The sequence below is a fragment of the Acidobacteriota bacterium genome, assembly GCA_016208495.1.
GTDB lineage: Bacteria > Acidobacteriota > Blastocatellia > Chloracidobacteriales > Chloracidobacteriaceae > JACQXX01.
The window spans coordinates 50,299-72,954 of record JACQXX010000148.1 but is presented as its reverse complement, the minus strand read 5'-3'; the positions used below and the strand labels follow the sequence as shown (position 1 = coordinate 72,954).

The following is a 22,656-nucleotide window of genomic DNA, read 5'->3' as shown; positions in this document are numbered from 1 at the left end:
TTTGTATCCTCGGATGGCTTCCAATGCCACCTTCGCTTTGAATTCCGCACTATGAATTTTTCGCGTCGTACTCATCTGTTCCTCCTTTTCCCCTCAGCGGAATTAACTTATTTCCCTGTCCGATTTTCGGGGAGCATTATAAATTTATAAAATCGGTTTCACCTGGCGGAGCGGTCTGTCACAACTGATGAACGACTTCTCGCCAGCCATTCCACTACGGGGAACGGTGGGTTATGGGCCGCAGGAGAAGCTGATGGTGTTCCAAAAAACGCTCCAGCAGCAGGTCTCCCGTGCGCGGGACTGAAAGCAGGTTGAGCTGGTGATCCCCAAAACGTTTGGCGATCACGTCGCTCGCATTGCAGTCCGCGTTGGTTTGAAAGTGGCAATGTTGACAGTGAAACCCGGCCTGGGTGGGGCGGTTGGCGGTGGAGACAAAGCCGCAAGCCGAGCATTGTTGGCTCGAATACGCGGCATTGACCGCTTCGATCCGGTAGCCGCGTTGGTGCAGTTTCTTGAGCAGGCGAGCCCTCACAAATCCAAGCTGGGAGGCGGTGAGCAATCGGTTGCCCTGTCGGCTTTTGAAGCGCAGGTCGGCCACGTTCAGGTCTTCAACCACGATGACCACCGAATCCGGCGAGGGCAGCCAAAACAGGAGTTGATTGAGGGCAAATCCGATCAGGTTGCGAATCCAGGCTGTGGTGGCGGGATTGGCAAGGGACACTGGTGGTCGGCCCTTCTTTTTCAAACAGGCATTGAGTTTTTGTTTCCGGCCCATCCGTTCGGCGTCACGTTCGACCCGGTCAGAGAGCGTGCCGGGGATGCCTCCAAAGGACTGGTGAAACGGACGCTGGTCGGTTTCAGGCAGCGATTCCCCAGCGTCTACTTCATGAGTCGGTGACACAGTGGCGAAATTGACGATTCCGACATCAACTCCAACCACGGCTGGGGCCGAGGCAGTAACCGGTTCGGGGGCCTGATGCTCGACCACAATTTGGAGCTGCCACTCACCCCGCCGCCGGGTCAGCAAGACACTGCTTGCGGTTCGCGACGCGCTTTTGAGAAGTTTGGCAGCTTGCTCATACAGCTTCACCGGCAGGAAAATCGGTTCTCCGGCGCGCAACGTCGCCACTTTGAGCCAGTATTCAAACTGCCGCCCACCCTTCGGATCCGGGAGCGTCTTTGGAATTCGCACCACTTTCCCTTCCGCTTCCCCTTTGGTTTTCAGGCGTTCAATTTGTTCCAACCGGGCTCGTTGCGGCGCCCCCTGCACTTCCAGTTTGACCACATTCGCATTCGCCTGGATGCAGATGTCCTCGACATTGAGGCAGGGTGGATTGATTCGGTGATTGGCAGACCACGATTTGACGATGCCGCAGGCTTGTTGCCACGCACACCGCCGCCACCGCTCCGAGAGCTGATTCTCCGGCGACGGCGGCCCGATCAGGTTCGCCTCGTCACCTGGGATTTCCCCATATTTCTCCGGCACTCGCTGCCCCGTCGCAATCAAAAAGTTGACCAACCTCTGGACCGCCAGGATATACACTTCGGCCAGTTCATCGAGCCGCTTCAGCTTCCCAACATTCGCCGCTTCCAGTTTGAGGTTGTTGATCGCCCGGTTCATCGGCTCCTCGCTCCAAATTGGTTTGATCAACTCATTTCCGAAGCAATTATAAATCAGTAATATTGCTTCTGGCAACCAAAAACAATTCGACTCAGTTCGCATCCCTCAAAGCTTCATAAATTTTATGATTTGAGAACAGTTTTATATAAACTCAATGATTGGTTTCGATACATCGGTTGGGGCCGCTGGGAAAATCGCTTCGCCGGTTAACCGGTAGTCAATTGAAGCAAATACAAAGCCGGCGCTGGTAAACTCAGTGGCATATGGGGTGCCCTGGCTTTTATCACCGGCGCGAAACCCCCCGCCATGGACAAAGATCACCAGCGGGCGCATTCCCGACGGTGGGGAAGTGGGTTCATACACATCAAGGGTGAGTGGACCACTCGTTGACTGCGCCCCATAGGGAACATTCCGGCTGATCTTTTGGGCAAATACAGGGGAGGAACTGGCCAGCAGATGAATGAGGAAAAAGCACAGCGAAAGCCACCAGATTCTGGACATATGAAGGCTGCTCCTGTGGGAAATCTGGATTGTCGGGGGAGAGTTCACTGTGGGTCAGAGCCGCATCAGGTCAAAAAAGTCGGATCTTTTTCGATCTGACGCGGTCTGTAGTTCGATCGTCAGTGAGAGGAGGGGGGACTTCAGGCAGATTTCACGTCTTTGATAAAAAAGTCTTCAAGTGCCGTTCGAATCGGGTTGACTGAAATCAATCGGCCACCATTTTGATGAACAATCGAGATAATGCGTTCAAGTTCCAACTCTGCATCCTGTTTTAAGGAAAAATGAACGCCCGAGGCTGTTTGCTTGATATGAGTCGTAAACGGGCGAATTTGACTGATAATTGTTTCTGGGAGAAGTGAGGTGATGACTTCAAGGGCGGAAATTTCACGGCCCTGGACTTCCTCCAGCCGACCATAGGCAACCCGTTCTCCATTTCGAAGAATGGCAACCCGGTCACACAAAATCTCAACATCTGACAGAATATGGGTGCTAAAGAAAACCGTTTTGCCCTGGTCCCGCAGGGAAGCAATGATGTCGCGGACTTCACGCCGACCAATTGGGTCCAGCCCAGACATCGGTTCATCCATAAAGATAACCTGTGGGTTATGCAAAATCGCCTGAGCGATGCCTATCCGCTGAAGCATCCCTTTTGAAAATTTTCGCAATTGCAGTTTGGCATCTTTAGCTAACCCAACCAGATCAAGAACTTCTGGTATCCGTTTAGCCCTCTGTGCGGCATCCATATGATGGAGCTTCCCAAAATACTCAAGTAATTCGGTCCCAGTCAGGTAGTCGTAAAAATATGGGGATTCAGGGAGATATCCGATTTCCTGGCGCATGGAGACATCTTCGAGCGGTCGTCCAAGAATCCTGACCTGGCCGATGGTCGGGTAAATAATTCGCATCAGAATTTTCAGAGTGGTTGTCTTCCCGGCGCCATTGTGGCCCAGAAATCCAAAGATTTCGCCTTTATTGACACTCAGAGAGATGCCTTTGAGTACACGGACCGGGCGCTTGCGCCAAAAGCCAACCAGAAAATCCATGGTGAGATTTTCAATCTCAATCACTGTATCCATAAGGTGTTGATAAATAGAGGAAGGTGTTGAATTTAAGTCAGTTCAACTCTGAAAATGGGTTGATTAGTAGCCGGCGGGATCCCACCGGCTGGGAATTTCCGACTCGCTTGACAACTTAGTCTGGCAAGATCCAGCCTCAATCATATATGGCTTGGGATTGGTTCCAGTATCCAGGATGTCCCCTTTTTGATTCAGGGAGAATTCCAATGTTCTTGAAGGGGTTCGACTGTCTTTTGCTTCACGAAGATGTTGCTGGATGAGTGGAATCATTTGGCTCCAGGACGTCGCACAAGTTCCAGTTCGTTGTTTGTACATAGTCAGCATTCGGTTCAGAAAATCACGTTGATCAAGACTCAGTAAGTGTCGAATGCGCCAATCGGCAGTATCTGCAATCAAGGCTTCGTTATTTTCGATTGCCTGTTGTTTCATCTGTTCAAACATTGTATAGGCTGTACTTCGATCATTGCTTTGCGCCCGCATTGCTCCTTCCATGGCCCGCATAACTGGAGGATTGGTTGAATACTGGCTTGCTTCCCGATAGGTGTCGGCAGCCTCTTGATACTTCCCCATTCGCCAGTAGGTATAAGCTGTTTGTTGATACATCTGTGTGATTTGAAACCTGAATCGGATGTTCTCAAGTGAGGTCCTTTTGAGTTCGGCAATCCCGCGTTTTAAGAGGGCGATGGATGCCTCAGCATCAACTTCGCTCAAAAAGTTGGAGCCATAGCTGAAAGCTGACATTTGCTTTGGATCGAGAGTGACCACAATATCGAGGAGCGGGGCCAACAAGGGCATGTAATCTTTGTTGAGTTTGTCCGCTTGTTGATTTCCTGAACCATTGGCGGTGCCGGTAAACTTTCGCCCGAAGTATTGGACGGTTCGGATCCAATAAATATCTGATACCAGCGAGTCAAAGCCCATACTGAGTCGCTTGATCGTTTCACCAGAGGACATGTAGAGAATTTCTTCTGGAAGCTCTTCGCCCCGGGTTGTATCAAAGGATTTCTGGACCGGGTACAAACTGGCGGCGCACCCAAAGAAAATGAGCAGGCAAACCAGCGTAACCCGTTGTTGTCGTGGCATACCAGTGTCCTCTTACTTAAAATTCCGCCGTTCAAAAATCAGAATGGTCAGACTGAGCAAAATTCCCGCATAAATAAAAAAATACAGTATTCCATAGCCGATCAACCCACTTTGAATTGCTTCACCATGGGCAGTGCGGGCAATGAAATTAAAATTTGTGAGATTTGGGACCACGTAATACAGAAAATGCAGGATTGTTTGTGCAATTTTTAATTGTGGAAACCTGTTGACATCCAAGATATTGGCAAATGCCCGAAGATCGGGCGAGAAGTTGCCAATGATATAGACCAACACACTGAAGAAGACTGAAAAGGCTGGGGTTGAAAATGAGGAAAAAAGCAACGCAAAGGCAGTCAAAAGCAGTAATTCCAGGTAAATCATAAACGCTGCTGGAAAAATCGATACTAAACCTGACGAAAATCCATGATTGATATAAATCAAAGATAGGATAATGCCAAAGAGCATGATGGTGCAATTGACCAGCAGTGTAATTGATAACCCAAGAAATTTACCGATGATAAATTCATACCGGTGGATAGGTTTAGATAAAATTGTATAGATGGTGCGTTTGTCAATTTCTTTATAGACCAGCCCCGTACCGATAAAAACTGCGATCATAAACCCAAACAGCAGCATTACGCTCAAGCCGAGGTCAATCATGGCTTTTTGCTCATTGTGAATGGTCAATTCTCCAAAATAAAGCGACCCTCCGAGCAAAAGAAAAACAAAAAAGATGAGGTTATAGAGCACTTTGTCCCGAACTGATTCCCGGAAGGTGTTGTGAGCAATAACCAGAATCTGATTCATGAAACATCCTCAACAATGGAGTAAAGTTAGAAAAGGAACATAATCCTAAGCAATCTGATACAAACTGTGGAGAGTAAATCAAGAAAAGCGGGGTAAGGAGCACAACTATAGGGCGCGTCTTGTCGTGAATGCAAGTCCCCAACCATCAAAAATCGCAGCTTGACAATTTGGGCAAAATTCGTATCATCACAGACTCTTTGGGCCGATAGCTCAGTCGGTAGAGCAGCTGACTCTTAATCAGCGGGTCGCAGGTTCGAGTCCTGCTCGGCTCATCAATCGTTCAATCAATCAACAGCCTCCCCTTGAGGGAGGCTGTTTTATTTTGGCCTGACATCCTGATCACAAATGAAAAAGGCCCACAACTGGTGATGGTTGTGGGCCTTTCAGCATGAACTTCGGAATTGGTTACGCCGCTTTTTTCTCAACCGTCGTGGCTGCTGGTTTGGCCTTTAAGAGTTCAAGGGCTTTTTTCAGCGGTTGGTCAACTGGTTGGGCCGAAGTGGCCGGTTTCGTGGCTGGATCAGTGGGTTTCTGCGTATCGGTTTGAGCTGGCGTTTGAGTGGTATTTGATTCATTGGGCTCGGCGCCATCTTCATCAGCGTCGGGAGTAACCGCAGCCAGATCCGTGGCCTTTACATCCACGGTTGGTTTGACCGGCTCCTCCATAAAAGGCTTTCCATTCATTGGTGCATATTTGGCAACCGTCAGGTATAACCCGGCGCCGTCCTGCATTCGGAAAAGTTCCTGCTCTGAACCGGCACCAAAGGTCCGTTCACCAACCACCTCACCTCGTTTGGCCGCCAGGACCGAAGCCGCGATGACTTCCGCCGGACCAGCGGTGGTGCGGTTGATCAAAATCACAAGTTGCCCTTCAAAAACACGATTGGCCGGGTCTGCTTCAAAAGATTTCTTGACTTCACCGTGGTGCCCAATCACCCGGGCCAGAGTCCCGGTTGGGAGGAACAAATTCGCGACCGCCACCCCTTCGGTTAATTCACCGCTTGCTGCCCCACGCAAATCCAGAACCAGTTTTTTCATACCTTTTTTCGAGAGCATGGCGATACTGGCTTTGACTTCAGCGGCTTTGCCCTGGGTTAAACTGGTGATGTGAACGTAGCCGATTTCACCTTCTTCAATCCGGCTTTCGATCATTGGTTGCCCAACCTGGCCGGCTTTGACTTTTACTTTGTCACTTCCACCGCGTCGCAGCACGGTGAACTCAATTTCCTGGTTCAGTGCAAGGGCAGCCAGCGTTTCCTGTATGTCATACAGACTGACATCCTGGGTCGCAACCTGGCCGACATATTCAATAAAATCGCCGCTTCGCAATCCTGCTTTTTCAGCAGGTGAATCCTTCAGAACCGCCACGACATAGAGGTAGCGACCGACTTTTGAGAAGGTCGCGCCAACCAGGTTTCGTTTGGTATTTTCCAAATTAAACCGATTGACTTGTTCCTGAGTTAAATAGGCACTGTAGGGGTCAAGTCCATCAGCGAGTCCACGCAAGGCACCCACCCGTACCTTTTCGAGATCAGGTTCATCAACGTAGTCACGGGTGATATGGCGTAAGACCTCACCAAAAATTTTAAGCTGAATATAGGGGTCGCCAGTGGCCAGAACGTGGCTGTTATTGGACAACAGCCCACCAACGACAATGTAGAGGGCAATCAGGGTAGACAAGGCAATCAATGCCAGCTTGCTTTTCATGGACATGTTCATCCTATCTTCGGCGTGGAGACCCGGTCCTTGAGGGTCGGGAGGAAACGCCGCTCCTTATGTGTCATGAGGGTAAAAGAAAGTGGAGGAAGGTGACCCCCATCCACTTTCTTTCTTGAGGTAAAAAAATACCTCAAACTTCTCCTTGCGGAGAGTAGCGCGTATCAACCGGACTGTCACCGTCGGTTGAATCCGTCCTCCTCTCGACCGGATTTGGGAAGGTTTACCGTGACCGGCACTGGCACTGACTCCCATGCTGGGTTTAACCGGCCACCGTAGAGCAGCGGACTGAGGCGGTATCCGCAGGTACCTATCGATTCTTCCCAATCGGTTCCCGTGATTTGCACGGGGGTCTGGTCAACCGGAGCTTGAGTCAATCTCCCCACAGCGGCTATCCGGCAGGATGGCGTTGTGGCGACACGACTCAAGCCCGGCCCTTGAGGGCCGAGTCTGTTGACACTCCTCAAACAGTTCCCTCAAGTTTGTGAGGGAAAGGTGCCACGCGACGGTTTTAGTGATTGGTGACAATTCCAAACTCTACCTTCAATGTATGTTCGAGCGCAATCGTCTTCAGTTCTTGGTTCCCCAGGTTTTGATTCGGATCCTTGATTTTGAAGAAAAATGAGGTGCTTTTATTGCTGAACACGCAACGAACTTCCGAAATATCCCTCTTTGCTCCGCACATTCAGGCTGGGAAGTCCCTTGGGCGGATCCAATTTCACTTTAATTTTATGCCACTGTTCTTTGGCATCAGTGACGGTTGGGGTATAGCCGATACTGTACTGGTGACGTAATTCAACTCCAATGCGGGCAATGACTTCCTGCATTTCAAGATCGTTGTTGGGAAAGAAGGCCCGCCCACCGGTTAACCGGGCCAGTTCTTCAAGAATAACCTGACCTTGCATGTCAATGGTGCTGCCGTAAAAGACATTGGTAATGCCAATGGCATACACCTGAACATCGGTTTCTTTCACCAGTTGTCGAACTTCGCGATAACTATAGCGGCTGTTGTTATCCTGACCGTCGCTGATGATGATGAGTGCCCGGCGGGTATGGCGACCTTCACGAACTTTTTCAACCCCGATATAGCACGCATCATAAAGTGCCGTTTGGCCTTTGGTCTCAGACAGCGTCAGCATATTGGCCAGTTTTTCACCATCCGGGGTAAAGTCAGACAACAGTTTGGCCACCGAGTTAAAGCCAACCAGAAAGAATTCATCCTCTTCGTGACAGGCATCGAGAAATTTGCGCAGTGCTTCCTGGGCGCGGTGAACCCGACCGCGCATACTCCCCGACAAGTCAAAAATAATACCGACCGAAACCGGAGCGTCTTCATCGCTGAAAAATTCAATTTTCTGTAAAACCTTATTGTCAAAGACTTCAAAATGGTCCTGCTCCAGACCAGTCACAAAGCGTCCAGCCGGATCGGTAACCGTGACGGTGAGGGTCACCAGATTGGTTTGTGCCCGGATGATGGGCTCATCAACGTTCTTGGAAGGAACCGGCGGCGGGTTTTTTGAGGGTGGAGAAGAATCTTTGGAAGGTGGGGTTGGTGGCGGGGAAGCCGGCTCCTGGGCAAACCCGGTTGCCGATCCAAATCCTGACAGAAGCAAAACGGTAGCCACGATAATCCTTCTCAACCCGCAATGCCTGAAAATGGCTGTAAACGTCATAGCCTTGATTCTCCTTGATCCAAAATTCCGCCCTGATGAGCCAAAAAGGTGATGAAGTCTGCCCGGTGGACGTGGCTTGCACCAGAAGATGTCCTGGTGGCAGATTCTAAGCGGATGGAAAAGCTGATATGGTTTGGGTGTTTGGCGGAAAGAGCGTGTTCACTATAACAGGTTCTGGAGGAAATTGGGATTGTGAACACCAAAAACCAAATTTCTGAAACGCAAAAGTAAAGTGAGCGTTCAAAAAGTTTATCAACTTTTTGTGTCGGACCCATTTGCCACTCATTTTACCAATCCGCTTGACCTGGGCTCTCAAATCGGCTGAAAAAGCCAATCCGTGCAGGGCATCAAATACAGGTGTAATCCGTGGAGTCGGCGGCACATATTCCACCAACTCTTCAAAAATCACCTTTTTCCCTTCAAAAATTTGGTAATCTGCTCTTGACCTCAGGTTAGACTCTGTCATTGTTATTACTGATTTATTTTTCCCAGGGTTATTTGAGCGCCATGGCCAGGACACGACCAAGCACTAAAACACCTCGATTTCTGCTGGTAATTTTGACGTTTTGCGCGTTGTTTTATACCGGCGGACGGACTTTCTTTGCCTCTGAGACCTTCTTTTTCCATTCACGAGTCGGGTTTGCCGCCGACTATGATCTGCCAACTCGTCAATTTAAAGTGATTGATGTCCGACCAGGCAGCCCCGTCGCCAGGGTGGGCCTTGTGAAGGGTGATGAGGTGCTCTCAATTGGCGGGGAACCAGTCCAAAGTTACGCCCATTTTACCAAACTCATTCGCCGTGCCCAGCGAACTCACAGCCTTGAAATCTCGATCCGAAAAGCAGATGGGCAGATCCTGAATCAGGCCATTGAGTTGCTCCCGCCACCGATTGAACTCTTTTCCTATTCGTTCTTCTATTACTTCATCTCCCTGGTCATTTCAACCCTGTGTACGCTCATCGGGCTGGGGATTTGCTGGTTGCGGTGGGAGGACCGAACGGCTCAACTTGGGGGCTTATTTTTTATTTCGATTGGGGTTTTATTTAGCTTTAACTTGCACTCCCTGCCGACCTGGTTGCTGCCGTTTTTTGTGCTCTACATCAACGTGGCGTACTGGTTTTCAGGGTACTGGTGTTTTGCCTTTTTCTCTGAATTTCCTGGTGTTTCGCTGTTTGCTTCGCACTGGTCGTGGTTGCGAAGACTGTATCTGGCCACGTTGCTGGCGGTGACGCCGATTGGGGTGGTGTCGCTGTTGACCTATACCTATTCGTTTGAAGCCGCAGCCCAATATGGAACCCTGACCTACCAGTTTATTGATAGTTTTATTTCGGTTTTGCCCGTGATTGGCTATTTTGGAGCTGTTTTGTCAGGATTGACCCAGGGGACGCTCGATGCTGATCAGCGTCGCCGGTTTCGGGTGATGACGCTCGGGATTATTGTGGGATGTGGCCCGACGCTGGGTTTAATGGTCATCAGCTTTCTTCGCCATCGTGTGATTGAACTTCGCGATTACCCGCAGTGGCTGGTTGCCACCTGCCTGGCGTTGTTTACACTCTTTCCATTGTCGTTTGCCTACACGATTGTCAAACACCAGGTGCTGGGAATTAAACAGATTCTTCGGCGGGGATTGCAGCACGCCTTTGTTTCCTATGGATACCTGCTGGTCGAAGTCGTGATCCTGTTTTTGCTGGTGATGTACCCGGCCACGATTATTGCCCGCAACGTTTTTCTGGCTTTTCAATATTCTCCACCTGATATTGTCCGTCACGGCATTTCCTATTTTCTCGGTGCCCTGGGGTTGCTTGCCATGTGGAAAATCAATCCACAGTTGCAGGCCATGATTGACCGGGCATTTTTCCGCAATGCCTATCAACCGCAACAGGTGCTGAGTGATTTGGGACGCTCGATGCGCCAACTGACTCAGGTGGAAGAAGTTATCCAGTGTGTAGCGGAACGGATCCGAACCACTTTGCTGGTGAATCGAGTGGTGGTTTTTCTGCAGCCCCACTTTTTGAAGTTTAACCACGACACACCGGGAAATCCGCGGTTGCGGGCCTATGTATGTCAATTTGATGTTTCCACCCAGGGCCGGATTGATACTGAGTTGTTACTGCCGGGTGGCTCACTGGTGATGAAACAACTTGCCAAATCAGGCGGCCCGCTTGAGGTTTACTACAACACGGCTGATGCCTGGACGGAGCGATTGATTCAACAGGATCGGGGGAATCCTTTTTCCAATGTGGTTGAGTTCTATCAACAGGAACGCAATCTCCTCATTCAAATCAACGCCAACCTGCTGGTGCCACTGGCAACCAAGGATGGTTTGTTGGGCTGTATCAGTTTAGGACCGAAACTCTCTGAAGAACCCTACACCCCTGAGGATAAAGATTTGTTGATGGCCATGGCTGAAGCCGCCGCCTTACGATTGGAAAACTCATTGCTCATTCGGCGGATGGCCGAGGAAGCAAGCCTCAAACGTGAACTGGAAATTGCCCGGACAATGCAGCAAAGCCTGTTGCCGAGCATTGATCCGATTCTACCGGGGTTTGAATGTGCTGGATATTCAGTTTCAGCCAATGACGTGGGTGGTGATTACTATGAATACTTTTTGCTGAATCCAACCACATTTGCCATTGCCGTCGGAGATGTCACGGGTCACGGAGTGTCTTCCGGTTTATTGATGGCCCTGGGGAAAGGTGGGCTCCTCAATCAAATTAGCATTAACGCCACACCCAGCGCCGTGATGTATGCCATGAACAATTTAATTTGCTCGGCTGGGAGTCGGAAAAACCTGATGACGTTTGCCTATGGTGTCATTGACAGCCGAACTTTGACCCTGGAACTGTCAAACGCGGGCCATCCGCCACCTTATCTGTATCATGCTGCTACTGGTACTGTTGAAGCGCTGGAGAGTTCAGCTTACCCACTCGGAGTCCGGCGAAACTGCGAATTTCCGGTACTGCACCGAACCCTGGAACCGGGTGATGCCATCGTGTTTTATAGTGATGGCATTATTGAAGCCCAAAATGCCACTGGCGCCATGTTTGGGTATGAGCGTTTGGAGCAGGCCATCCTTGAAAATGGTACCTGCCGGGCTGAAGAACTCCGCGATGCGATCCTGGATGACTCGCGTTCTTTTTTGGAAGTCACCCGGACATTTTCAGGTAATTCCACTCGACTGATTGAAGATGACATCACGCTGGTGGTTTTAAAGGCCAAAGGCTGAAAAAAACAGGGCTTGGGGCTGAGGGCTGAAGAAGTCGAACTGAAGACTTCAGCCCCAGCTTGCGAGTCTTCATCCCATTTTCTTCAGCCCCAAGCCCTCAGCCCCAAGCCTTCAGCCCGTTGTTTTCCGGCACAACTGGTCAACCCGTTTCAATAGCGTTGGGATTCGATACGGCCCGTGCATGTTTTGAATGGATTGAGCTGCTTCATCAAGTTCCATCCCGGCGGCGCTGACATAAAGCGGAGACTTGCTCAGACCACGAAAAACTTCAGTGACCGACGTGGCGCCCAGAAATTTGGTTTTGGCAACTCCCACCACGGGAACGGCTTTCTTGAGTGCCGCATACAGGTGACCGCCCAACCCAGGGGTGCCATGTTCGAGCCAGACAAATCCATCCACAATAATCACATCAAGCGGATCGCTGACCAGATCCAGAACCGCCCGAAGGCAGGGAAGTTCGCGCCGATAAAACTTCCCTGGTTCGTAGGCCGCAATTGGACTGACAATCGTCGTCAATTCTTGAGTTGGTGACGATTCCGTCCAGTTTTCAAATATGACACAGCCAGCAGTCGCATCCAGGTCACGGTATTGTACATCGAGGCAAGCCAGTTTCATTTCAGGTCTTCGTTCAAAATATCCATCAGGTACTTTCCGTACCCGCTTTTCAGAAGCGGTGCCGCCAGGGCCCGGAGTTGGTTGGCGGAAATAAACCCTTCGCGATAGGCAATTTCTTCAATACAGGCCACCTGAAGTCCCTGCCGTTCCTGAATGACCTGCACAAAGAGCGATGCCTGTTGCAGCGCTTCGTGGGTGCCAGTGTCGAGCCAGGAGAATCCACGGCCCAGGAGTTCCACCCGAAGCGTCCCACGTCGCAGGTATTCACGGTTCACATCGGTGATTTCCAGTTCATTGCGGGCTGAAGGCTTTAAATTGGACGCAATTTCGACTACCGAATTGTCAAAAAAATAGAGGCCAGGGACGGCGAATTTTGATTTCGGGTGCTGTGGTTTTTCTTCAATGGAGAGCACATTCCCGGCTTTATCAAAGTCAACCACGCCATACCGTTCTGGGTCGCTCACTGGATACCCAAACACCAATCCGCCGGATTCAAGCGCCGCCGCTCGCTTCAGTAATTCTGATAACCCGTGACCAAAAAAGATATTATCGCCCAAAATCAAGCAAACCGAATCAACGCCTATAAATGATCTTCCGATGGTAAACGCCTGGGCCAGACCTTCGGGACGGGGTTGAACGGCGTAGGTAAATTGAACTCCGATTTGGGAGCCATCTCCCATGAGGTGGACAAACTTGGGCAGGTCATCTGGAGTGGAGATAATCAGAATTTCCCGAATCCCGGCCAGCATCAGAACCGATAACGGGTAATAAATCATCGGTTTATCATAAACCGGCAACAATTGCTTACTGACAACACGCGTAATCGGATGAAGCCGTGTTCCTGATCCACCCGCCAATATAATGCCTTTCATTTGTGGTACCCCACTTTGAGTGAAATAGTGAATAGCGAAATAGCGAAATAGCGAAATAGTCCAAGACAACAAGTTTAGAGGTTGACAGACCAGGACTGGGAATCAAGGCTGAAGCACTTCGCTACTTCGCTACTTCGCTACTTCGCTACTTCGCTACTTCGCTACTTCGCTACTTCGCTACTTCGCTACTTCGCTCAATTCCCATTTTTCCCAAACTCATTTTTCAAGACCCACTCGACGCGTTCAAATTCCTCTTTAATCTGTCCCAGTAGTGAAGTTGAATGGGACAGATCGCCTGCTTTGGCAAGGGCTTCAAGCGTGGTGCACAGTTCGGCAAGCCGCATGGCACCAAATGTACTGCTGCTGCCTTTCAAACTATGAGCCAGCTCTCGCACCCCCTGGTAATCGCGATGGGCAATCGCGTGTTCGATTTTCAGGAATCGTTCAGCAATGCCGCTTAAAAACAGCATGAAAATTTCTTCGAGCGGGTCTGGGGCGCCTTCGATTCGAAGTTCCCGCCATCCGGCCAGTATTTCCGGATCAATCGGATCTGGGCGTGGTGGATCAGTTGGCATATCTTCCAGAGGAAGGGGATTGATCTGAGTGTGCGCCACCTTGATCCAGCGTTCGATAATTTCGCTTAATGTACTGATCTTTATAGGTTTGGAAATATAGTCATCCATTCCGACCACCAGACATTGTTCGCGATCCCCTTTGAGGGCATTTGCTGTCATGGCAATGATTGGAAGCCGTGGTGGTCCTGCTCCGCCAGTTGTGCCAAAAGTGAGTCGGTTCTGAAGTGCTTCTCGCCGTCGAATCTCGACCGTTGCGGCAAATCCATCCAGCCCCGGCATATGACAGTCCATAAACACCATGGCATATGACCTTTTTTCAAGTGCTTCCAGGGCTTCATAGCCATTTGAGGTGACATCAACTTCATACCCAAGTCGTTCGATCATCAACTGAGCCACCCGCTGATTGACGTCTGTGTCTTCAACCAGCAGAATTCGGCCAAATTTCGGTTTAAAGCCTGGCGGCATTGAGGTCGTGGTGAGGGTAATGGTTTTCGTGGTGTCAGGTATCGTCGGCTGGTGGGTTTGTGGTGCCAGCAAGGCCATGCAGTTAAACAACTGGGATTGTCGAATCGGTTTTGTCAGATACGTCGCAATACCGGCCTGACGTGCTTTTTCGCCATGGCCGCGCTGACTAAACGATGTCAACAGAATGAGTTTAATGGTTTCATAAGCTGGATTGGCCCGAATGGCATGCGCCAAATCAAAACCATCCATCCCCGGCATCATCAGGTCGAGAATCGCAAAATCAAACCGTCGGCCTTCATCACGGGCTTCTTCGAGTTTAGCCAGGGCCTGGAGACCATCTTCCGCTTCTTCGCTGTGCATTCCCCAAGAAATCATCAACTCCCTTAAAATAGAGCGATTGGTGGCATTGTCATCCACAATCAAGGTATTGAGGTGGGAAAAGTCAATTTGGGTCAAATCAGCGGGGAGTGGTTCGTGGGGGCGTTTTAATCGAACCGTAAATCGAAAAATTGATCCCTTTTCAGGCTGGCTGGTGACGCTGATTTTCCCGCCCATCAATTCGACCAGTTGCTTGGAAATGGCAAGTCCGAGTCCCGTGCCTCCGTATTTTCGTGTTGTTGAGCTATCAGCCTGGGTAAATGATTGAAACAACCGTTCCTGAACCTGCTCCGGAATCCCTATTCCGGTATCAATGACCTCAAATGACAGGTCCACAAACTCTTTGTTTTCAGTTTCAACGCTGACTCGAATGACCACTTCACCTGTGTCGGTAAATTTAATGGCGTTGGCCGTCAGGTTGGTCAGGACCTGTCGCAACCGGCTCGGGTCGCCGCACAGCCGGGGAGGTACTGAATGCCGAACCTGATAGGCCAGTTCGAGTTGTTTGGCATCAGCGCGTTCAGCCAGCATTTCAACCACATCTTCGATTACCCGGCGTGGGTCAAAATCAATTTCCTCAAGCTCGATTTTCCCGGCTTCGATTTTGGAGAAGTCCAGAATATCGTTGATGATGGTCAACAGGGCTTCGCCCGAGGTATAGATTGTCTTGGCATAATCACTTTGAATTTCGTGGAGGTTGGTATCGAGCAACAGGGTGGTCATGCCCAGAATGCCGTTGAGCGGGGTCCGAATTTCATGGCTCATCATGGCCAGGAACTCCGACTTGATCCGGACGGCTTCCAGGGCAGCCTCGCGGGCGGAAATCAACTCACGTTCCAGCCGTTTGCGGATGGTGATGTCTCGAACCATCGTGAGCACTTCATTTTTGCCTTCAACCGGGGCAAACCGTGCCTCAAAGTCCCGTACCTGGTCTTTGAGGAAAAACTGATACTCATAAATCTGTGTTTCACGGGTGGAAAAAACGAGTTCAATTGCCTGACGGGCACCTTCGCTGACTTGAGGCGGCAGGATGTGAAAAATGTTATCGCCCACATCCATAATTGACTGGAGGGGTTCTTCAAAATTCCGCCGAAGTTTCATGTCAAGCAGGGTGCCATCGTGGCTGATTCGATAAATTGAATCGGGAATGGCATCCAGCAGTGCTCGATTTTTGGCTTCACTTTCACGGAGCGCCGACTCCATTTGATTGCGTTCGGTCACATCATTGGCCAGGACAATCCGACAGGCTCGGCCACCAAACATTAATTCGTGCGATGTGGTTTCAACTTCAATCACGCTGCCGTCTTTTTTCCGATGTCGCCAGATTCCAGAGCGCTCAATTTTTTGCCGGGCCGTGTTGTTGAGATGTTTTTGAAATAAGGGGATTTCTTCTGGAACCCGCATGTCCAGAACCGACATCGAGAGAAACTCCTCGCGGCTATAGCCATAATGCTCAATGGCCACATCGTTGACGACCACAAAGGCGAGGGTTTCAAGGTCATAAATCCAGGTCGGATGGGGGTTGCTGGCAAACAGGAGCTTGTATTGTTCTTCGGATTCACGCAGGGCTTTTTCAGCCTGTTTGCGTTCCGTAATATTGCGGGCAATGCCTTGAACCCCAACTGGCTGGCCATTTTCAACCAGCAATCGGGTGCTGACTTCCAGTGATGCCCGCCGTCCATCCTTGCCAATGATGTCAATTTCATAGGTGGTGGACGCATCGCCGTTGAGCTTGGCTGCAATCATGTGCCGGGCGAGGTTCAAATATTCAGGCGCCACAATCTGACGAATGTTCATCTGCAGCCCTTCTTCGCGGGAATAGCCGGTAATGCGCTCCGTGGCACCATTAATCGAGGTAAAATTCCCCTGCAAATCATGGATGTAAATCAGATCGGTGGCATTTTCAAATAGATCGCGGAAGCGTTCTTCGCTTTCTTTGAGGGCCAGTTCGGCCAGCCGGCGCTCGGTAATGTCCTGGGCCGCACCATAAAACTGAATCACCTGGGTGTGAGTTTCATCCCAGACGGGCTGGCCCTGGACACGGAGCCAGCGTTCAGTTCCAGTTTTGGTTCGGATTCGGAGCTCACAGGTATTAGGCTGACCCTTGCGGATGGTAACCAGGTGTTCGCGTCCAATTTCAAAATCATCTGGATGCACGACATTGCGCCAGTTGATGGCGGCGTCGAGTTCTTCAACGGTATAGCCCGTGATGTGTGAAAACGCGCCCGAAATCCATTCGCGGACCATTGTCCCATCCGGCTCGATTCGAACCGCATAGGCATAATCAGAGGTCACTTCGGAAATGGTGCGATAGCGGAGTTCACTTTGTTTTAAAGCTTCACTGGCCCGTTTGCGGTCGGTGATATCTTCAACCATCGCCTGAATACATGGCTGGCCTTTGATCCGAACTGGTACCAGGCTCAGCAGGGCATCGTAATAGCCGCCTGCTTTGCGTCGGAATCGAACCTCCTGTTGCCGGACAAATCCATGTTTTTCAAACAGATCCCGGATGGTGTTACGCTGGGCTTCATCAAGGTAGAGATCACCGACGTTCTGAATGCGGTGGATATCCTCTTCCATATAGCCACCCGGCTCCAAAATGGCGCGGTTAAATCCGATCAGATTGCCGTCCATATCAGCAATCCCGAGACCAATCGGTGCATTTTCAAACAGGGTTCGATAGAGGGCCTCACTTTCGTGAAGTGCCTCCTCGGCTTGTTTTCGGGCCGTGATATCAAGCATGGCACCGATCATGCGGGAGGGGTGCCCCTCCTGGTCAAAGACCACAAAGCCCCGGTCAAAGACGTGGGCGATTGAGCCGTCAGCCCGGTGGAAACGGTATTCATCCAACCAGTTTTTCTCCCGCTGATTGAGGCAGTTCATGATCCCGGTGCGAACTCGCTCCCGGTCGTCTGGATGAATCTGGTCAAACCACCAGGAAATTCGGGGTTGAATTTGATCAGGTTGATGGCCGAACAGGACCTGCAGTCCATTATTCCACCACAGTACATCATTGGGGATGTCCCAATCCCAAACGGCATCATTGGTGGCACGCGCCACAAGTTGAAAGCGTTCATCGCTTTTGCGCAGTTGTTCTTCAATTTGACGCCGTTTGGAAATATCGCGGGCGATGCCTTGAACACCAACAATTCGGTTGCCTTCGATGATAGGTTGGGTATTGGCTTCAACCCAGGTTCGGCGGCCATCTTTAGTGACGACCTCAAACTGAAAAAACGTCACCAGTGAGGTGTTGTTGGCTGGCGAATCAGCCTGGACGCGCTTTGGCGACATCGTTTTCCGAATTGGCAATTGATATTCGGGGGCCACCAGATCAAAAATATTTTTGGTTAGTACTTCAGGCACGGTATAGCCGATTAAGCGTTCGGTTGCGCCGTTGGCCGTCAAAATCTTCCCCGTCAAATCGTGGCTATAGATGATGTCATCGGCATTTTCAAAGAGTTTCCGATAGTGTTCCTCGCTTTTACGCAGGGCTTCCTCAGCTTCGCGGCGTTCAGAGGCTTCCACGGCCAGTGATGCCAGATCAGCCAGCGATCCAGCAAATTGTTGCTCTTCAATGGTCCAGTGGCGAATGTGGCCACAATGTTCGAGGCAGATAACACCGATAATTTGTCCACCCAATCGGATGGGGGCATCAAGAGTAGATGCAACGTGATGTGGGAGAAAATAAGCTGGGGCAAATTCTTGAGTCCGAAAATCCCGAACCGCATCACTGGCGGCAATGATGCGTTCTTCGGCCAGAGCTTTGACATAGTGAGGATAATCGGCTGTCAGCAGATTTGGGTTCCGACCATGCAAGCCGGTGTGTCGGCTATACACATCCTGGCTGATCAACTGGGTTTTATCGTCGTTGAGGAGCCAAATTCCACACCGGTCAACCGCCAGCGTATCAGCCGCCACTTTGGCAATGGCTCGGAGTTCAGTCGGTAAATCGCCACGGTGGGCTGCTTCGCGGCTCGAAAGTTGAACCAGAACCTGGCTATGCTGTTTGAGGATTTCTTCGGTTCGACTCTGGGACTGGGTGACAATTTTGAGGGCCAGATGGTCTGAAGCCACGATGGCCAAATCAATCAGTGAAGCAAGATCAGTTTCTGAAAAAACACGGCTGTGCTGGTCAACCAGGCTCAAGCTGCCAACCGCCAGCCCATTTGGAAGCCGCAGCGGTACACCCACGTAAAACTCAATCGGAAAGGGAAAATTCGGCGGGAGCTGGATGCCAAGGGTAACGGCTGTATGGACTGGGTCGGTAATCACAACGGGTGCATCAGAGTCAACCGTCAGGCTGCAAAAACCTGCCTCTGATTCAGCCAGGCTGATATCGGTTCCCGACCGGGCAATAACCTGTTTTCGGTCGCTTCCGACAAAGCAGATGAGTGCCAGCGGTACCTCAAATAATCGAACGGCCAGATTTGTTACTCGATCAAAGGTGGCATCTGCCGGAACTTCACCCAGCAATCCATATTGCTCAAGTGCCGCCAATCGCTCTTGTCCCTTTGATATGAGTGGTTCTGCTGACATAGCCTGAGTCCTGGTCAAGTTGCTATTCCGGTACACATGGTGGGCAGTGCTGATTGCTGGTGGAAAATCTGGGTTATACCACTTGGGGCTGAGGGTATCGGGCTAATGGCTGAGAGAAATACAAGTTTATCAACAACTTAGCTTCTTGCTCATGCGATAGGGGCATTCCACAATGGTGTTATACCTGTGAATTGTGGGGGATGACACCGCCCCAGTGGAGGTACGAGTAACACCGCTATAGAGCACGGAAATTGAGGGTGACTCACAGGTAAGAAAATGACTCATCACGGTTTATGGTGTGACTACTTGTTCATAACTCGTCATTCATAATTTGATGAAAAAAATTGGCGAGAGAGAGCTTGAATTCGTTCGCCAATATCCAAACCAGGGCAAGTCAGGAAGGGAGCGCCCTTTTGCGGGGAAAGAGTTGGTTTGAATGTTGATGATTGAATCGCAAACTCGCCGAAGGTGTGGGTGACGAGTTTGCGATTATTGCTGAAATAGGGGTGGTTTACAACTGAATCTTTCGAGCGGAAAGAACATCCGGCACCTGGGTGAGCGCCGCCGTCACGTCATCTGAAATTTCATTGTCAATTTGAGCGAGCAAAATCGCTTTGCCGCCAATTTCTTTTCGGCCAAGGTACAGCCGGGCGATATTAATATTTTCTTCACCCAGCTTCGCACAAATGCGGCCTAACACACCGGGCAGGTCGCGATTGGTACACAGGAGCATATTGCCCTGAGGGATGGCTTCGAGTGGAAATCCATTGACCCGGACGATGCGCAAATCCTTTTGTCCAAACAAGGCGCCGGCGATGGTGCTTTCCTCGTCAGTGGTTTCAGCCGTGATGGTAATCAGGCTCGCAAAATCGGTTGATTTGTGTTGCTTCGATTCAGTGACTTTGATGCCACGCTCTTCAGCAATCAACAGGGCGTTCACAAAGTTGATTCGATCACTGGTTGGACCTAACAACCCGACCAGAATGGCCTGGGCAATCGGGCGGACATCAAAGCTGGCCACATCCCCGCTATATTCAATATTGACCCGTTTGAGGTTATGCCCAAACGCCTGGCCCTGGAAGGACCCAAGTTTTTCACCCAGGGTGATATAGGGACCGACTTCCGCCAGGATTTCAGCGCTGACCGATGGGGCGTTGACGGCACCAAACACAGCACCGGTTCGGAAGAAATCCACCATCTGGTGACCGATGGCCACGGCCACCGATACCTGTGCTTCCTGGGTGGAGGCGCCCAGGTGAGGGGTATAAATGACCTGTTCAAGTTTCAACAGCGGATGATCGGCGGGAGGGGGTTCGGTTTCAAACACGTCGAGGGCGGCACCGGCGACGATTCCTTCTTTGATGGCATCCACGAGGGCGAGTTCGTCAATGAGACCGCCGCGGGCACAGTTCACGATCCGGACGCCACGTTTCATCTTTGAAAAAGCGGTCCGGTTGAGCAAGTTGGCCGTTTCTGGGGTGTATGGAGTATGAACGGTGATAAAGTCTGACCGGGCAAAGAGTTCATCGAGGGTGACCTGTTCGACACCTTGCTTGTTGGCGGCTTCTTTGGTCAGGTATGGGTCATAGGCAATTGGACGCATGCCAAACCCAATCGCACGTGATGCCACTTCGCTGCCGATTTTTCCAAACCCAAGGATGCCGATGGTTTTGTTGCACAATTCAACTCCCATCAGCTTTTTTCGATCCCACCGGCCAGCTTTGAGCGAAGCCGTGCCTTGTGGAATGTTGCGAGCCAGAGCCATTAACAGCGCAAAGCTATGTTCGGCGGTGGTGACGGTATTACCGCCAGGGGTATTCATGACAACCACACCACGCTTGGTGGCGGCTTTGACATCAATGTTATCAACGCCGGTGCCGGCCCGGCCAATAACTTTCAGGTTTTCAGCCGCGGTAATAACTTTGGCGGTTGGTTTGGTGTCGCTACGGACCACCAGCCCGTGATAGGGGCCGATGCAGGCGACCAGTTCGTCTTCTTTTAATTCCGGCTTTACATCCAGTTCAACGTTGTCCGCGGCCCGGAACACAGCCAGACCGTCTTCGGCTAAGTTACCGCAGACAAGAACTTTAAACTTAGTCATATACAGAAAAAATACCTTTGTTGAGAATTTGAGGGGAATGAAGGATGAAGAATTGAGGATGAAGAAACCATCTAGTGGTTAGTGGTTAGTGGTTGGTGATTGGTTTTGGGTTCTTCTTTGAAAGCATTGATTTCTAACCACTAACCACTAACCACTAACCACTAACCACATTCTTCATTCTCAATTCTTCATTTCGAAGTCAGATAGTTTTTGGCTGTTCCAACCGGATCCTGGCGGATCTGGCTGGCAAAAGGGAGGTCAAACCCGGCAGTGGTGTGGACAGCACGTTCAGCTTCTTCGCGTGAAGGAAAGGGGCCCATCCAAAATCCACCGGTATCAGCCAAATAAACATTCCATTCATAGCTTTCCTGAAGTGCCAGTCGAGTGACTTCGTTGCGTCCAATCAGGTGAAAGGAAGCCTCTTCAGGTGTTTTCCACGGGTAGGTGCCAAGTTCCTGATCATTCCCCCAGGTCGAGGTTTCAAGGCTTTGCAATACCCGGCCCACATAAATGCCGTTCCACATAACTCGCAGAACCTGTCTACAGCCGTGAACATCGGGCTGGAGACCAGTGTCAGCTTCAAACAAAAGTCGTTTCAGTGGTCCAGTCGGCACAGCTTCTTGCTCCTTTCAGAGAATCAAAACGGCAAGCTGCCAAAAAACCAAAACCACAGGCCCAGAAAAATGGTGTAGAGAATCGTAAACACTACCGCCAGAAAAAGGCTCAACAAGACGCCAAGCAAGGCTTTTCCAAATTCAGCCTTAAAAAAGATCATAAAGCTGAGGACCCTTGCCGCGAGCAGGAGCGGAATTCCCAGTGGAAAATACCAGCCGGTAAAAAACAGCAACCCAAACAAAGCCAGATCCACCAGCCGGACGCAGATTGATTGTGAGTAGGTTGCTTCACGGATACCAACTGAGCGGATTGAAAACCGGTAGGACCAGAAGGTGAACAGGGTGTAAAACACCAAAAACATCAAAAAGCCAATCCACAATCGGAGTTGTATCCCACCCAGCAGGTCCAGAAGCCAGGAGAGAAGCCAGCCTAAAAGTTGATCCCACATACACGGAGTCCTTTCGGTTGAAACATGAGGCTTGTCGGAAGGACTTCAGCATATTATGGCGACCACTGAACCCGCAAGGGTTTAGCCCTGTAAGAATGGAGAATGAAGGAAATATCAGTGGTGAGTGGTTAGTGGTGGTTAGTGGTTAGTGGTTAGTGGTTAGTGGTTAGTGGTTAGTGGTTAGTGGTTAGTGGTTAGAAATCAGTACTTTCGAAGAAAGTCAGAAGCCAGGAACTAATGACTAATCACTAATGCCAGTTAAGGGTTGAAAAAATTGTTTGTTGAAAACAAAGGGTTTATCAAAATCTCAAATTTCAGACGTTCAATTTGCTGTCTGTAAATTGTTGAT

The 22,656-nt window shown here is 50.4% G+C and carries 14 protein-coding genes and 1 tRNA gene; 2 read left to right on the top strand and 13 right to left on the bottom strand.

Going from position 1 to position 22,656, the window contains the following annotated elements:
• Positions 1-214: 214 nt before the first annotated feature.
• The 5 genes from HY774_27965 to HY774_27945 all read right to left on the bottom strand — a co-directional run bounded on the left by HY774_27965 (position 215) and on the right by HY774_27945 (position 5,088).
• Positions 215-1,651 carry a transposase gene (locus HY774_27965; protein ID MBI4752343.1) on the bottom strand — a complete coding sequence of 479 codons (1,437 nt, stop codon included), beginning with the start codon at positions 1,649-1,651 and terminating at the stop codon, positions 215-217.
• A 111-nt stretch (positions 1,652-1,762) separates the two neighbouring features.
• Positions 1,763-2,122, bottom strand: coding sequence for a carboxylesterase family protein (locus HY774_27960; protein ID MBI4752342.1), 360 nt, complete (start codon positions 2,120-2,122; stop codon positions 1,763-1,765).
• Positions 2,123-2,262: 140 nt separating this feature from the next.
• Complete coding sequence (locus HY774_27955) at positions 2,263-3,198, bottom strand: ABC transporter ATP-binding protein (protein ID MBI4752341.1); 936 nt, start codon at positions 3,196-3,198, stop codon at positions 2,263-2,265.
• A gap of 63 nt (positions 3,199-3,261) precedes the next feature.
• The gene (locus HY774_27950) at positions 3,262-4,281 is read right to left on the bottom strand and encodes a hypothetical protein (GenBank protein MBI4752340.1); all 1,020 of its coding nucleotides are present in this window, start codon (positions 4,279-4,281) and stop codon (positions 3,262-3,264) included.
• 12 nt (positions 4,282-4,293) lie between these two features.
• Positions 4,294-5,088: an ABC transporter permease subunit gene (locus tag HY774_27945; GenBank protein ID MBI4752339.1), complete on the bottom strand. Its 795-nt coding sequence runs from the start codon at positions 5,086-5,088 to the stop codon at positions 4,294-4,296.
• Positions 5,089-5,287: 199 nt separating this feature from the next.
• On the opposite strand from HY774_27945, the gene HY774_27940 reads away from it, so the two are divergent.
• A tRNA-Lys gene (locus HY774_27940) sits at positions 5,288-5,360 on the top strand.
• Between the two features lie 133 nt (positions 5,361-5,493).
• Here HY774_27940 and HY774_27935 read toward each other — a convergent pair.
• Together HY774_27935 and HY774_27930 are read right to left on the bottom strand one after the other, a co-directional pair.
• Positions 5,494-6,795: a PDZ domain-containing protein gene (locus HY774_27935; GenBank protein ID MBI4752338.1), complete on the bottom strand. Its 1,302-nt coding sequence runs from the start codon at positions 6,793-6,795 to the stop codon at positions 5,494-5,496.
• Between the two features lie 641 nt (positions 6,796-7,436).
• Positions 7,437-8,477, bottom strand: coding sequence for a VWA domain-containing protein (locus tag HY774_27930; GenBank protein ID MBI4752337.1), 1,041 nt, complete (start codon positions 8,475-8,477; stop codon positions 7,437-7,439).
• A gap of 507 nt (positions 8,478-8,984) precedes the next feature.
• Between HY774_27930 and HY774_27925 the strand changes: the two genes are divergently transcribed.
• Complete coding sequence (locus HY774_27925) at positions 8,985-11,702, top strand: SpoIIE family protein phosphatase (GenBank protein MBI4752336.1); 2,718 nt, start codon at positions 8,985-8,987, stop codon at positions 11,700-11,702.
• 111 nt (positions 11,703-11,813) lie between these two features.
• Here HY774_27925 and HY774_27920 read toward each other — a convergent pair whose 3' ends face one another.
• The 6 genes from HY774_27920 to HY774_27895 form a co-directional block, all read right to left on the bottom strand.
• Entirely contained in the window at positions 11,814-12,317 is a 504-nt protein-coding gene (locus tag HY774_27920) for an endonuclease V (GenBank protein MBI4752335.1), read from the bottom strand.
• Positions 12,314-13,189, bottom strand: a complete 876-nt coding sequence (gene rfbA, locus HY774_27915; protein MBI4752334.1) for a glucose-1-phosphate thymidylyltransferase RfbA — start codon at positions 13,187-13,189, stop codon at positions 12,314-12,316. Before rfbA ends, HY774_27920 begins: the two co-directional genes overlap by 4 nt.
• 194 nt (positions 13,190-13,383) lie before the next feature.
• Positions 13,384-19,143 (bottom strand): PAS domain S-box protein, encoded by a 5,760-nt coding sequence (locus HY774_27910; GenBank protein ID MBI4752333.1) that lies wholly within the window; start codon positions 19,141-19,143, stop codon positions 13,384-13,386.
• A gap of 511 nt (positions 19,144-19,654) precedes the next feature.
• Positions 19,655-21,244 (bottom strand): phosphoglycerate dehydrogenase, encoded by a 1,590-nt coding sequence (locus HY774_27905; protein ID MBI4752332.1) that lies wholly within the window; start codon positions 21,242-21,244, stop codon positions 19,655-19,657.
• Between the two features lie 188 nt (positions 21,245-21,432).
• A complete protein-coding gene (locus HY774_27900; protein MBI4752331.1) occupies positions 21,433-21,768 on the bottom strand; it encodes a hypothetical protein in 336 nt (111 codons plus the stop codon).
• Positions 21,769-21,881: 113 nt separating this feature from the next.
• A complete protein-coding gene (locus HY774_27895) occupies positions 21,882-22,307 on the bottom strand; it encodes a hypothetical protein (protein MBI4752330.1) in 426 nt (141 codons plus the stop codon).
• Positions 22,308-22,656: the final 349 nt, after the last annotated feature.